Annotated in this window: 14 protein-coding genes; 4 read left to right on the top strand and 10 right to left on the bottom strand. The window is 67.4% G+C overall.

The features are described from left to right. Positions 1-94: 94 nt before the first annotated feature. Entirely contained in the window at positions 95-493 is a 399-nt protein-coding gene (locus FHR21_RS06725) for a hotdog fold thioesterase (RefSeq protein ID WP_184096589.1), read from the bottom strand. Positions 494-502: 9 nt separating this feature from the next. Next, positions 503-1,186, bottom strand: coding sequence for a GcrA family cell cycle regulator (locus FHR21_RS06720; protein WP_184096587.1), 684 nt, complete (start codon positions 1,184-1,186; stop codon positions 503-505). 122 nt (positions 1,187-1,308) lie between these two features. On the opposite strand from FHR21_RS06720, the gene FHR21_RS06715 reads away from it, so the two are divergent. From FHR21_RS06715 to FHR21_RS06700, 4 genes are all read left to right on the top strand, one after another. Further along, the gene (locus FHR21_RS06715; protein WP_184096585.1) at positions 1,309-2,181 is read left to right on the top strand and encodes an ABC transporter permease; all 873 of its coding nucleotides are present in this window, start codon (positions 1,309-1,311) and stop codon (positions 2,179-2,181) included. A gap of 165 nt (positions 2,182-2,346) precedes the next feature. Next, complete coding sequence (locus FHR21_RS06710; protein WP_338113086.1) at positions 2,347-3,012, top strand: EF-hand domain-containing protein; 666 nt, start codon at positions 2,347-2,349, stop codon at positions 3,010-3,012. 126 nt (positions 3,013-3,138) lie between these two features. Then, a complete protein-coding gene (locus FHR21_RS06705) occupies positions 3,139-3,873 on the top strand; it encodes a response regulator (RefSeq protein WP_184096583.1) in 735 nt (244 codons plus the stop codon). Further along, entirely contained in the window at positions 3,870-5,213 is a 1,344-nt protein-coding gene (locus tag FHR21_RS06700; protein WP_184096581.1) for an ATP-binding protein, read from the top strand. The genes FHR21_RS06705 and FHR21_RS06700 overlap by 4 nt, the downstream gene beginning before the upstream one ends. Before the next feature lie 36 nt (positions 5,214-5,249). On the opposite strand, the gene FHR21_RS06695 is transcribed toward FHR21_RS06700, so the two are convergent. The 8 genes from FHR21_RS06695 to FHR21_RS06660 all read right to left on the bottom strand — a co-directional run bounded on the left by FHR21_RS06695 (position 5,250) and on the right by FHR21_RS06660 (position 12,306). After that, positions 5,250-6,053 (bottom strand): acyl-CoA thioesterase, encoded by an 804-nt coding sequence (locus FHR21_RS06695; RefSeq protein WP_184096579.1) that lies wholly within the window; start codon positions 6,051-6,053, stop codon positions 5,250-5,252. Positions 6,054-6,164: 111 nt separating this feature from the next. Continuing rightward, positions 6,165-7,337, bottom strand: a complete 1,173-nt coding sequence (locus tag FHR21_RS06690) for a saccharopine dehydrogenase NADP-binding domain-containing protein (RefSeq protein ID WP_184096577.1) — start codon at positions 7,335-7,337, stop codon at positions 6,165-6,167. A gap of 180 nt (positions 7,338-7,517) precedes the next feature. Continuing rightward, a complete protein-coding gene (locus FHR21_RS06685; protein ID WP_184096575.1) occupies positions 7,518-8,033 on the bottom strand; it encodes a DoxX family protein in 516 nt (171 codons plus the stop codon). A 75-nt stretch (positions 8,034-8,108) separates the two neighbouring features. Then, positions 8,109-9,830 carry a cellulase family glycosylhydrolase gene (locus FHR21_RS06680; RefSeq protein ID WP_184096573.1) on the bottom strand — a complete coding sequence of 574 codons (1,722 nt, stop codon included), beginning with the start codon at positions 9,828-9,830 and terminating at the stop codon, positions 8,109-8,111. Between the two features lie 170 nt (positions 9,831-10,000). Continuing rightward, the gene (gene dcd / locus FHR21_RS06675; protein WP_184096571.1) at positions 10,001-10,555 is read right to left on the bottom strand and encodes a dCTP deaminase; all 555 of its coding nucleotides are present in this window, start codon (positions 10,553-10,555) and stop codon (positions 10,001-10,003) included. Between the two features lie 38 nt (positions 10,556-10,593). After that, complete coding sequence (locus tag FHR21_RS06670) at positions 10,594-11,052, bottom strand: cytidine deaminase (RefSeq protein WP_184096569.1); 459 nt, start codon at positions 11,050-11,052, stop codon at positions 10,594-10,596. Continuing rightward, positions 11,045-11,806 carry a glycoside hydrolase family 25 protein gene (locus FHR21_RS06665; protein ID WP_246427102.1) on the bottom strand — a complete coding sequence of 254 codons (762 nt, stop codon included), beginning with the start codon at positions 11,804-11,806 and terminating at the stop codon, positions 11,045-11,047. Before FHR21_RS06665 ends, FHR21_RS06670 begins: the two co-directional genes overlap by 8 nt. 2 nt (positions 11,807-11,808) lie before the next feature. Continuing rightward, a complete protein-coding gene (locus FHR21_RS06660) occupies positions 11,809-12,306 on the bottom strand; it encodes a UPF0262 family protein (protein WP_184096567.1) in 498 nt (165 codons plus the stop codon). Positions 12,307-12,586: the final 280 nt, after the last annotated feature.

Here is a 12,586-nt window from a genome sequence, read left to right as displayed (position 1 = left end):
TGCTGGAGATTGCTTCGCTCCGCTCGCAATGACGTCTACGGATGCGGAGGGGATACATGCTGAAACAAGTTCAGCATGACGAAAATGGGACTATCTATTCCCCGCCCGGCGCCGCGAAGATCGCGAAATTGCCGTTGGCGCTGCCGACCAGGTGACCGTCCTGATAAAGGCGCGCGTCGATGTTGGCGACGCGCTTGCCGCGGTGGCGCACTTCGGCTTCGCAGGTCAGGCGGCCTTCGCCGACGCGGACATGATAGTTGAACTTGATTTCCAGCGTCGCGCACCACTGGCCGTCGGGCAGCAGGCTGTGCAGCGCGCCGCCCATCGCGGTGTCCGCGAGCGAATAGGCGACGCCGCCATGCGCGACCCCTTGCGGGTTGAAATGGCGGTCGCGGTCGACGTCGATCGCCATGGTGCAGCGGCCGTCGCCGCGCGCGACCATCTGGAAGCCGAGGAAGCGCGCGAACTCGAACTCCTGCCCGAACGGCCTCACCGGACGCCCTTAACGAACGCGAGGGCCGCCGAAGGGCGGCGGCGGGGGCGGGCGGCGCGTGCCGCGCGGCAATTGCGCCTGATAGGCGCGGCCGCAATGCTCGACGCAATAGGGGAAGCCGGGATTCACCGCCTCGCCGCAGAAATGGAAGTCGGGCTCGCCCGGGTGCCCCATCGGCCAGCGGCAGATGCGGTCGTTGAGGTCGAGCAGGCTCGTCTTGTCGGCGATCTCCGGGCTTGGCTTCGCGGGCACGAGGCGGCGCGGCGGCGCGGGCGGGATCGGCGCCTGCTGGTCGCCGGGCCCCTGACGGATGAAGCCGCCGGGGCCGATCGAAACGATGCGCGGCGCGTCGGGCTTGGGAACCGGCGCGGCGCCGTCTGGCGTCGGAGGCGCGGCCACGGCGGGCCGGGGCTCGGGCTTCGGCGGCGGCGCGGCGGGGCGCGGCGCGGCCGGGACGGCAGCGCGCGGAGGCGCGGCGGCGGGCTTGGGTGCGGCGGGGCTTTTTGCGGGTTTCGCGAGCTTGGCGTCGGTCGCCTTCACCGGCGAGGGGCGCGACTTGAGGCCGAGGCGGTGCGCCTTGCCGATCACCGCGTTGCGGCTGACCCCGCCGAGTTCATCGGCGATCTGGCTGGCGGTCAGCCCCTTTTCCCACATGCTGCGCAATTGTTCGATGCGCTCGTCAGTCCAAGACATTCCTTATTCCTCATCTTTCGCGCGAGCGCGGGGCTGCGGCGCCTTGCGCGCGACCCGGACGGATCGCCGCCGCCGCTGGCCCTGCTTGCGGTAAAGTCGGGGAGGCGATAGGCGAGATCGCCATGAACGACCAGCCCCAAATTGCACGCCCCGACTCGGGAAAAGCCGCCGCGCCGCCGCCCTTTGCGGAGCCCGGCGTGCCACATATCCGCACGCTCAACATTCCCGGCTTGCAGGCCCTCTATGTCAAGGAGGTGCGGCGCTTTTTCAAGGTCCAGCTCCAAACTATCTGGGCGCCGGCGGTCACGACCTTGCTGTTTCTTGTGATTTTCACCGTCGCGCTGGGCGGGGCGGGGCGCAAGGTCATCGGGGTTCCCTTCGCCGATTTCGTCGCGCCGGGGCTCATCATGATGGCGATGCTGCAGAACAGCTTCGCCAATGCGAGCTTTTCGCTGCTCGTCGGCAAGATCCAGGGCACGATCGTCGACTATCTGATGCCGCCGCTCGCGGTCGGCGAGCTCATCATCGCGCTGATCGGCGCCGCGATCAGCCGCGCGGTGCTCGTCGGGCTCGCGCTGTGGGCCGCGATGCTGCTGTGGCCCGGCGTCCATGTGATGCCGCAGCATCCGTGGGCGGTGGCGGTGTTCGGGTTGCTGGGGGCCGCGATGATCGGCTTCCTGGGGCTCATCACCTCGGTCTGGGCCGAGAAATTCGACCATGCCGCCGCGGTGACCAATTTCGTCGTGACGCCGCTCGCGCTGCTGTCGGGCACCTTCTACTCGGTCGACCGGCTTGCGCCCTGGTTCCAGTCGGTCGCGCACGCCAACCCCGTCTATCACGCGATCATGGGCTTTCGCTATGGCTTCATCGGGTCGGTGGATTCGACGATGGCGCATCCGGTGGCGACTGCCGTCGCCTTCCTCGTCGCGGTCAACATAGTGCTGGGAGCGATCACCTATCGCCTGCTCGCCACGGGATGGAAGCTGAAGGCCTGACCGGCGCGCTGCGCTTGCGCCCGGATGAACGGCGCGGCCTTTTTGCGACAATTTGCGACAATTTTTCGTCCACACGGCAACGGACTGGGACAAACGCCCCCTAGAACGCCGTCATCGGGACCCGGCGCTTGCGCTGCGACGGTCCCCTGACAAGGAGTTCGTTACGTGAAGAAGAGCATGATCTTTCTGACGCTGGGCGCCGCGATGATCGCCGCGCCGGTGTTCGCTGCCCCCGGCGGCAAGATGGGCAACGCCGACGGCAATGGCGTGCTGACCCGCGCCGAGGCGCAGGCGCATGCGGATGCCATGTTCGCCAGGATGGACGCGAACAAGGACGGCAAGGTCGACGCCGCCGACCGCGAGGCCGCGCGCGCCGCGATGCAGGCCAAGCGCTTCGCTTCGTTCGACGCGAACAGCGACGGCAGCATCAGCAAGGCCGAATGGGACCAGCATGGCGCCGACCGCCAGGCGAAGCGCGCCGAATGGAAGCAGAAGCGCGCCGCCGCGACCCCCGAGGCGGGGGATGCCGAAAAGGGCAAACGCCACGGGATGCGCGGCCATCGCGGCATGCGCGGTGGGCATCACGGCATGCGCGGCGGCCACGGCATGATGATGAAGGCCGACACCGACGGCGACAAGGCGATCAGCCAGGCCGAATTCCAGACCGCCGCCCTCGCGCGTTTCGACGCGCAGGACGCGAACAGGGACGGGCAGGTGACGGCCGAGGAACGCAAGGCGACCCGCGAGGCGAAGCGCGCCGAGTGGCAGGCCAAGCGCGCCGAACGGAAGGCGCAGCGCGCCGCCGCGCCGCCGACCGCGCCCGCGAACTGATCTGACGGGCGGGCGGCGGCAACGGGCAGGCTCTCCCCCTTCCACCCGGCATTGCCTTTGCCGCCGTCCCCTGCCAGCTATCGCCCACCGGTCGACGAGACCGGTGGGCGAACTATTGGTGATGAGATGACCGACAGCGACACCCCGCGCATCCTGCTGATCGACGACGAGCCGTCGATCCGCGAGCCGCTGGGCGAATATCTCGAGGCGCAGGGCTTTGCGGTGAGCGCGGCGGAAAGCGCTGCGGAGGCGCGCTCGATCCTGCGCGCGCAGGGCGTCGACCTGGTCGTCAGCGACATCATGATGCCCGGCGAGGACGGACTGTCGCTGACCCGCCACCTGCGCGAGACGAGCAGCATTCCCGTCATCCTGCTGACCGCGCGCGCCGAGGATACCGAACGGATCATCGGGCTGGAGATCGGCGCCGACGACTATGTCGTCAAACCCTTCAACCCGCGCGAACTGGTCGCGCGCATCCGCACCGTGCTGCGCCGGACGCAGGCGAACGGGCGCGCGCTCGACCCCGGTGGCACCAGCTATGCCTTCGGGCCGTGGGTGCTGCGCGAGGTCGAGCGGGTGCTGGTCGACGAGGCGGGGCGCGAGGTCGCGCTGTCCTCGGGCGAATATCATCTGCTGCACGCGCTGGTGCGCCACCCGCGTCAGGTGATGAGCCGCGACCGGCTGCTCGACATGGTGCGCGGGCGCGAGGCCGACATCTTCGATCGCGCAATCGACAATCTGGTGAGCCGCCTGCGCAAGAAGATCGAGGAGGACCCGGCCCGGCCGCAGTTCGTCAAGACCGTGTGGGGCGGCGGCTATACGCTGGCGTGCGAGGTCAAGCGGCTGGGGCCGGCGTCGTGACCCTGCGCCTGTGGCCGAAAAGCCTGATCGGACAGCTTGTCTTCGCGGTCGCGGCGACGCTATTCGTCGCGCAGGCGATCAACTTCGCCCTGCTCGTTCGCGGGCAGAAGCAGCAGGCGCTGGCGCATGGCGGCGGCATGGCGGTGGCGCGCATCGTCGACGCGGTCGAACGCGACCGGCGCGGAGAGCCCGAGCAGGACGTGGACGACCGTCACGCGCGGCACGCGCGGGTCGAGAAGCTGCGCGTCTCCGAAACGCCACCGCACGAGCCGCGGCGCGCGGTGCGTCGTGCCGATCTGGCGGACTATGTCGCCGGATTGATGGCGGAGGCCGAGGTGCCCGCCGATTCGATCGAGGCATGGGCGCTGCCGCCGCGCGAGCGGGCGCAGCGACGAACGGACTTTTCGGGGCAGACGGTTGTCGTCGTGGCCCGGGTCGATGGACGCTATTATGCCGTGCGCAGCCGGCTCCCGCCCGAGGGCGTCCGGCTGCAGGGCTTTCTCCTCTGGCAGACGCTGTCGCTCTATCTGCTGCTGCTGATCCCGATCCTGTTCATCGCGTGGCGCGCCGCGCGACCCTTGCGCGACCTGACCCGCGCGGCGCGCGCCAATCCGGCGCTGCGCGACACCACGCCGCTCGCCGAGCGGGGACCGTCGGATGTGCGCGACCTGATCGCCGCCTTCAACGCTTATCGCGCGCGGATCGCGGCGATGTTGAGCGACAAGGACCGGATGCTCGGCGCGGTCGGCCATGATCTTCGCACCCCGCTCGCCAGCCTGCGCGTGCGCGTCGAGCAGATCGAGGACGAACGGCTGCGCGACAAGATGATCGCCTCGATCGAGGAGATGACCGCGATGCTCGCCGACATATTGGCGCTCGCGCGGTCGGGCTCGGGCAATGAGGCGCGCGAACCGGTGGCGCTGCGCGCGCTGGTCGAGGGCCTTGCCGCCGACTATCGCGAGCAAGGTCGGGACGTCGTGACGGCCGAGGTCGCCGACGCGGTGGTGACGGCGCGTCCGGTGCTGCTGCGCCGCGCGCTGCGCAACCTGATCGACAATGCGGTCGCCTATGGCGTGCGCGCGCGGCTGTCGGTCGCGGTCGGGGACGGCGAGGCGCGGGTCATCGTCTCCGACGACGGGCCGGGGCTGAGCGCCGAGCAGATTCGCGACCTGATTGAACCCTTCGCGCGCGGCGAGGAATCGCGCAACCGCGCGACCGGAGGCGTCGGTCTCGGCCTGTCGATCGCGCGCGAGATCGCCGAGGGCGAGGGCGGTACGCTGACGCTCGCGCGGCGCGCGGAGGGCGGACTCGATGCGGTGATCGCGCTACCCGCGATTTGATCGACACCCCAGCGTGCGCGGGGGTGTCGAGCGCGATCAGGCGTAGATCGCGATCCCCTGGCTGCCGCTCATCACCGGCTCACCGGCGCGGTTCCAGATCATCATGTCCTGCACCGAAAAACCGGCGCGCGCATAGCCGGTCCTGGCCGACAGCAGCCACCAGCCGTCGTCGGTGCGTGGGGTGCCGGTCAGCATGTTGACCGTCCAGTTCATCGAACTGATCGGCCCGAATTCGGTGAACAGCGCCATCGCCGCGGGCGGCAGTGCGTCGCCCATCGCGAGCAGCGCGATCATCGGATGACAGACGGGTTCCTCGACGAAGCGCACCCAGGTCAGATATTCGCCGACCTCGCTCTTCCAGTCGAAGCGCGGGCCGGTGGTCGGGCGCATGTCGAAATGGCGCGTGAAGCTGGGCCGCACCTTGTGGTCGGGGACGGGCTTCAGCGTTTCGGGGGCAGGGACGTCGGGTATCGCCAGGCGGTTATGATCGAGATGGCTCGCTCGGTCGCCGGAGAAGGCGAAGAGGGCCGCGGTGCCGAAGCCCATGTCGCTCATCACGCCGGCATCGACGAACAGGCTCGATTTCGAGCGGCGAAGCTCGCGCGTCGTCACCGTGCAATCGCCGCCGACCGGGCCGACGAAACTGATCTGGGCATAGCGCAGCGGCGTTTCGGTCGGACGCAGCGCCAAAGTCGCGGCGAGCGCGACCGCCGAACTGATCCCGCCATAGGCCGTGCGGCCCTGCATCCAGCCTTCGTCGATATGCGCGGTCGCGGTGCCGTTTTCGGTGCGCAGGGTGGCGAGGAGGGTGTCGAGGGCCGAGGGGAAAGGGGCAGTCATAGTGTCATTCACCATAAATCCGTTCGCCCTGAGCTTGTCGAAGAGCCGTTCTGTCTTGGATATCAAAGGAAGAACGGTGCTTCGACAAGCTCAGCACGAACGGTTGAGGGGTCAATCCTCGAGCCGGAACGTCAGGCCTGCATTCGCCGTCAGCCGGTCGATCAACGCCTGCCCGAGCAGCGCGCCCGGCGTCCACACGCCGCCTTCGCCTTTGGTTTCGAGCAGCGCCATGCCGGTTTCGGCGAGCATCTTCGACGTCGAGCCATAGCCGGGGTCGCGGTCGCCCTGCACGCTGGCGCGGACCGTTGATCCATCGGGATATTCGCCGATGAAGAGTATATCGTAGAACCCCTTTTCGCGCTGCTCCTTGCTCGGGCCTTCGCCGGGCTGAAGCTTCGCGTCGCCGAACGGATTGGCCTTCGCCATCGCTTCGGCCATCGCCTTGCCGGCGTCGCCGATCGTCGTCATCACCATCTCGTCATAGACGAGATCCTCGCCCCATGGATGGCCGAGCAGGAAATTGGTGCGGTGGACGTTCTTGGTGTTGATCGGCGCCATCACGAAGGGTGCGGTCCAGGTGCCGGTCGCGGGATCATATTCGGGAACCAGCCCGCTCGGCTGGTGCGGTCCTTCGAACCCGGGCGTCAGCGCAAAGCTCGACTTGAGCAGCAACGCGAGCGACGGTTTCTTCGCCACGGCCTTGAGGGTCTCGGTCAGGCTCGCGATCGTGCCGCCCGAGGCGCCGCCCTGCATCTTGCGCACCCGGCCCTTGACGCGCGGCGCGGGCTTGCCGTGACGCTTCACAGCCTCGGCCTGAAGGAACAGCACGCCGAGATCGAAGGGGATCGAATCGAAGCCGCATGAAAAGGTGATGCGCGCGCCCGACGCCTTCGCCGCGTCCTGATGCGCGTCGATCATCTCGCGCATCCAGCCGGGTTCGCCGCACAGATCGGCATAGGCCGTGCCCGCCTTCGCGCAGGCCGCGACGAGAGCGTCGCCGTAAAGCTGATAGGGACCGACGGTGGTGAGCACGACCCGGGTCCGCGCGGCCATCGCGTCGAGGCTCGCGGGATCGCTCGCGTCGGCGACGACGAGCGGCGTGTCGGCGGGCGCGCCGATCAGGTCACGCACCTCGGCGAGCTTGTCGGCGCTGCGTCCCGCCATCGCCCATTTGGGCGCGTCCTTCCGTCCGGCGTAATGCTCGGCCAGATACTCCGCGACGAGGCGCCCGGTGAACCCCGTGGCGCCATAGACGATGATGTCGAACTCGCGCGTATCGACCACGCCAACCTCCCTTTACGTAAACGTTAAGTGGAGGCTAGCGCAGGCGGAGAGCGATGCCAAGCGGCGAGATTATGAGAGATCAGATATGATTACCCGTCATTGCGAGCGAAGCGAAGCAATCCAGAGCGGTTTACGCGCATTCTGGATTGCTTCGCTCCGCTCGCAATGACGATTCAGGCTCTAGCGGCGCCAGAAGGGACGCTTCTCGACGACGACGGGTGGTTCGCCCGCGACTTCGGCGCCGCCCTCGGCGCGCGCGGCGCGCAATTCGGCTTCGCTCGCGCGGCGTTCGGCGTCGTGTTTGGCGAGTTCGTCGCGGCGGCGCTGGCGTAGCGCGTCATAACTCCAGCGGGTGTTGCCATAGCCGAACAGGCAGAGCAGCCCGCCCGCGATCGCGAGATTCTTCATCGCCATCGTCGCCTGCATCGGGTCGGCGAATTCGCGGTGGAAGAACAGGATAGTCAGCAGCACGAAGACCGCGAGCAGGATCGACCACAGCCGCGTAGCGACGCCCAGGGCGAGACAGGCGCCGGCGAGCAGTTCGAACAGCCCGGTCGGTATGGCAAGGCCGGCGGGCAGGCCCGCGGCGACGATCATCGCATTGGTGTCGGCGACATGGATCAGCTTGTTGACCCCCGACACCAGAAAGATGACGGCGATGAACAGGCGGCCGATGAAGACGGCGATCATGGACATGGAGGCATCCTCCTTCGTTCGCGCCCCGTCCGCTTGTCCAGTCAGGACGCGCAGGGTGCGAGGAGGTTCCGCCCGTCAGCGCGGCGCCAAGGTGAGACTTTCGACCGCGCAGTCGCCGCATGCGACCGCGCGCAGGATCAGCGGCGTCGTTCCGGCGGGAAGCGCGACGCCGGATATCGCCACATCCTGCCACTCGGTCGAAGCGGGCAGGGCGATCCGCCGCTCGCCGAGCGCGATCGTGCCGCCCTTCGCGGACCGGGCGCGGATCGTCGCGGTCCAGTGCCCGGCCTGTGCCGCCTCGACGCTGTAGCGCATCCACTCGCCGGTCACGAAGTCGACGACAGCCGGGCGACTATCGGCTTCTCGCGCGATGTCGACGCCGTCGTTGCGGTAGGTCACGCCATTGTTCCAGAGCACGCGCTCGCCACCGGTCGCGACATGATAATTGGCGTCGACCGTGTCGGCATAGGCGACGCCCGCCGGGCCGAGGTCATAGTCGGCGGCGCGGATGGTGAGCGGCGCGGTACCGAGCCGATGGCGGACGAACGGCCGCGCGCTCGCGTCGTGCGGCTGGCGCAGCATCGCGTCGACGACGTCGGGATGCGGAATATTCCGCTCGAACCGGCTGTTCTCGGCGAGTTTAATCATCGCGGCATAGGCGGCGTCGGGGTCGGGTTTCGGTCCCTTGCCGGTCATCCAGGCGACGACCGCCGCCCAGCCAGGGCCGGGGTCGATTTCGAGCGGCTGGTTGAAGCCGATCTTCTTGAGCGGCCAAAAGGCCCAGCCGATGCCTTCGCCCTCGACCAGCGCGATCGCGTCGCGGAACCAGACATTACTGTTCTCCCCGGACTCGCCGAGCCAGATCGGGCGACCATAGCTGTCGCGCAGCGCGACGATATCGGCGATGCTCGCAGCGTCGTTGCGGTTCCAATATTTATGGAAGCTCAGCACCATATTGGCGTCCCAAGCGGGCGGCAGGCCCTTGTAGTTGTTGCCCCAGCAATTGCCCTCGACGATCACGACATGCTTCTTGTCGACCGCGCGGATCGCCGCGGTGATGCGCTGCTGCAGGCCCCAGACCGCCTTGTTCTTCGTCTCGTCGCAGCCATTGCCCTCGCCCGGCGTCGCGAAGCTCCAGTTGGGTTCGTTGATGAGGTCGTAGCCGCCGATCCACGGCTCGTCCCGGTAGCGGGTTGCGAGCTTCTCCCACAGGGCAACCGTCTTGCGCTGATTTTCCGCGCTTTCCCACAGCGAGGGCTTCGCCGGATCACGGTCGGAAATCGCGAGGTCGTTGCCTTGCCCGCCCGGCGCGGCGTGGAGGTCGAGGATCAGATAGATGCGGTTCGCCTTGCTCCACGCAAGCAACCGGTCGATGCGCCGGAAGCCCTCTTCGAGCCACGTATCTTCGCCGGGCGCCGCTTCCCTGTCGGCGGGGAGGGTGAGCTGGTCGAAATGGATCGGCAGCCGCACCGAGTTGAAACCCCATGTCGCCATCGCCGCGATGTCGGCCTCGGTCGTGTGATTGTCGAGCCACGCGCGGTAGAAGTCCGCCGTCCGCTTCTTTCCAACCAGTTCGACGAGCCTGGCGCGGATGCGATGCTGCTGTCCGATCTCGCCGAGCTGCAGCATATAGCCTTCCTGCAGCATCCATCCGCCGAGACCCATGCCGCGGAGGACGATGGGCTCGCCGCTGCCATTGACGATCCGGGTGCCGTCGACCTTCAGGAAACCCTCGGCGCGGGCGGCGGTGGCGGAAAGCAGCGCTGCCAACAGGAGCGCGATCGCGCGGAATGTCATGGTCTCGTTCCCGATCTAATTTATGAGAACGTTATCATTGTCGATGCTGAACGCAACAATGTTCGTCATTTCGAGGAGCCGAAGGCGACGCCTCAATCTCCAGCCATCGACTTGGTTTTATGTCGATAGCTGGAGATTGCTTCGCTGCGCTCGCAATGACGAATTTGAAGTCAAAGCTTCGGCAGCGTCACGCCCTTCTGCCCCATATATTTGCCCGCGCGGTCGGCGTAGCTCGTCTCGCAGGGCTCGTTGCCTTGCAGGAACAGGAACTGGCACGCGCCCTCATTGGCATAGATTTTCGCGGGCAGGGGGGTGGTGTTCGAAAATTCCAGCGTCACATGACCTTCCCAGCCGGGCTCGAGCGGGGTGACGTTGACGATGATGCCGCAGCGCGCATAGGTGGATTTTCCGAGGCAGATGACGAGTATGTCCCTCGGGATACGGAAATATTCGACCGTGCGGGCGAGCGCGAAGCTGTTCGGCGGGATGATGCACACGTCGGTCTTACGGTCGACGAAGCTGTTCGACGCGAAATCCTTGGGATCGACGACCGCGCTGTCGACATTGGTGAATATCTTGAATTCGGGCGCGACGCGCGCGTCATAGCCGTAGGAGGAGAGGCCGTAGCTGATACAGCCGTCGCGGCGCTGCGCCTCGACGAACGGCTCGATCATGCCCTGCGTCCGGGCGGCGTCGCGAATCCATTTGTCGGAAAGAATGGCCATGGCTTCTCTTGTCGGCGCGGCGCGCGTTGCGCAAGCGGTCAGTCGGGGATGAGGCCGAGATCCTTCGGCCCGAACGCCGCGGGCAGCAACTCGCTCAGCCGATAGCTCTTGACCGCGCTGCCGTCGCCTGACGCGCAGTGGACGAGGATGTCGGTCTTCGACCGCTCGGCCGCTTCGTTCAATATCTGACGGCAGCGGCCGCAGGGATGGACCGGATCGCCGCCGACCAGCGCACTGCCCTCGGGCCGCCCGCCGACGATCGCGACCGCGGCCAACTCACCGATCCAGCCCTCGTTGGCGATCTTGGCGATCGCCGCCGTCTCGGCGCACAGCGTCAGGCCATAGCTGGCATTCTCGACATTGGCGCCGGTCACCACGTCGCCGTTCCGGAGCAGCAGCGCCGCGCCGACATGAAAGCCCGAATAGGGGGCATAGGCGCGCGCCGCGGCATCGCGGGCGGCGGCGATCAGCGCGTCGCGGTCGTCAAACTCACTCATCGTTCATTCCTTCGGGCCGCACGACGTTCCAGCCGACGGTGCCGTCCGCGCCGGACAGTCGCACATAATCATTGGCCTGCCACATCGCCCACGGGTGCGCGCCATAGTCGGGCGGAAAGAAGTCGCGGCGCAGCCAGGTCGTGCGCGCGATGCCGCGCGTCACCTGATAGTCGGCCTCGAAATTCGGGCCGGGCGCGATCAGGCTGCGCTTGCCCATATGCGCCTCGATCTGCGCGAGGAAAGTCGCGAGTTCGCTGAGCAGCAGCGCGCGCGTCGGCCGGTCGGGGCAGCGGTCGTCATAGTCGAGCCAGACCACGGGCGGCAACGCGTCGGCGCGGCGCGGGACGTGGCGGATGAAATTGGCCGCCTGGTCGGTCGCCAGCTTGCACAGGTTGTAGCGGTGGATCGGCCCGGTGCGGATGCCGGCCTCGCGCGCCGCCGCCATGTTGCGCGCATAGATGGGATCGACGCGTGCATCGCCGTCGGTCGCGAAGAGATAGGCGAAGTCGGCGCCTGCCGCCTCGATCGAACCCCAGTGGACGACGCCGTTGCCCGCGTCGATCGTCACCCCCTGCAGCGGATATCGGTCGCGCGGCGGCGTCCAGCGTGCCGCCCACCACAGCGCCGCCCCGGCGGCGAGCAGCAGCAGCGCCGCGATGCCGGCGGCGCGCCACAGCCAGCGGCGCAGAAGCGCGCGCCAGTCGCGCGCCTTGCCGGACCGCCTGCGCTTCGGAAATGTCGCCCCCATCGCCATCGTCAGCTCTTGATGTGGAGCACGCAGATCAGCGTGAACAGGCGCCGCGCGGTGTCGAAATCGACCTCGATCTTGCCGTCGAGACGTTCGACCAGCATCTCCGCCGCCTCGTTGTGCAGCGCGCGGCGCGCCATGTCGACGGTCTCGATCTGCTGCGCGGTCGCCGTGCGGATCGCCTGATAATAGCTGTCGCAGATCGCGAAATAGTCGCGGATCGGCCGGCGAAAGCGCCCGAGGCCGAGGATGACCGATTCGAGCGGCGCCCCGTCCGCGCGTCCGATATCGAACACCAGCCGCCCCTCTTCGACGCGCAGCGTCAGGCGATAGGGGCCGGCATAGCCGTCGGTGTGCACGCGCTGCGGCGCGAAGCGATTCTGTTCGATCAGGTCGAAAATGGCGACGCGACGCTCCTGCTCGACATCGGCATTGCGCCAGACGATCGAGCCCTCGTCGAGCTCGACCGCGATGATGCGCTGCTGGTTGCTGTCGGCTTCGGCCATGATGGCGCCGCTTGTAAAGGCGCGCGTGCGAAGGGCAAGGGGGAGCGGCGTGTCCCCATCCCCTCAGCCCGTTCGTGTCGCTATTTCCCTCAACCCCGTTCGTTTCCTCATTCCTCTCAACCCGTTCATGTCGAGCGAAGTCGAGACACCCATCGGCTTCACACCCTGCTGATGGGGTCTCGGGTGGTGATGCAGTTTGGATTTGGAAGGGGTCATTCCCTGTCTCGTCACCCCGGACCTGATCCGGGGTGACGAAGAAAGCAAAATGCGCTCCTGCTTT

The organism is Sphingopyxis panaciterrulae (genome assembly GCF_014199295.1).
Lineage (GTDB): Bacteria > Pseudomonadota > Alphaproteobacteria > Sphingomonadales > Sphingomonadaceae > Sphingopyxis > Sphingopyxis panaciterrulae.
This window is presented reverse-complemented; position numbering and strand designations above follow the sequence as displayed.

Excerpts from the sequence above, each read along its gene's own strand:
- FHR21_RS06720 (WP_184096587.1), bottom strand. The coding sequence starts at position 1,186 with ATGTCTTGGACTGACGAGCGCATCGAACAATTGCGCAGCATGTGGGAA.
- FHR21_RS06715 (WP_184096585.1), top strand. The coding sequence starts at position 1,309 with ATGAACGACCAGCCCCAAATTGCACGCCCCGACTCGGGAAAAGCCGCC.
- FHR21_RS06705 (WP_184096583.1), top strand. The coding sequence starts at position 3,139 with ATGACCGACAGCGACACCCCGCGCATCCTGCTGATCGACGACGAGCCG.
- FHR21_RS06695 (WP_184096579.1), bottom strand. The coding sequence starts at position 6,053 with ATGACTGCCCCTTTCCCCTCGGCCCTCGACACCCTCCTCGCCACCCTG.
- FHR21_RS06685 (WP_184096575.1), bottom strand. The coding sequence starts at position 8,033 with ATGTCCATGATCGCCGTCTTCATCGGCCGCCTGTTCATCGCCGTCATC.
- FHR21_RS06680 (WP_184096573.1), bottom strand. The coding sequence starts at position 9,830 with ATGACATTCCGCGCGATCGCGCTCCTGTTGGCAGCGCTGCTTTCCGCC.
- dcd (WP_184096571.1), bottom strand. The coding sequence starts at position 10,555 with ATGGCCATTCTTTCCGACAAATGGATTCGCGACGCCGCCCGGACGCAG.
- FHR21_RS06670 (WP_184096569.1), bottom strand. The coding sequence starts at position 11,052 with ATGAGTGAGTTTGACGACCGCGACGCGCTGATCGCCGCCGCCCGCGAT.
- FHR21_RS06665 (WP_246427102.1), bottom strand. The coding sequence starts at position 11,806 with ATGGCGATGGGGGCGACATTTCCGAAGCGCAGGCGGTCCGGCAAGGCG.
- FHR21_RS06660 (WP_184096567.1), bottom strand. The coding sequence starts at position 12,306 with ATGGCCGAAGCCGACAGCAACCAGCAGCGCATCATCGCGGTCGAGCTC.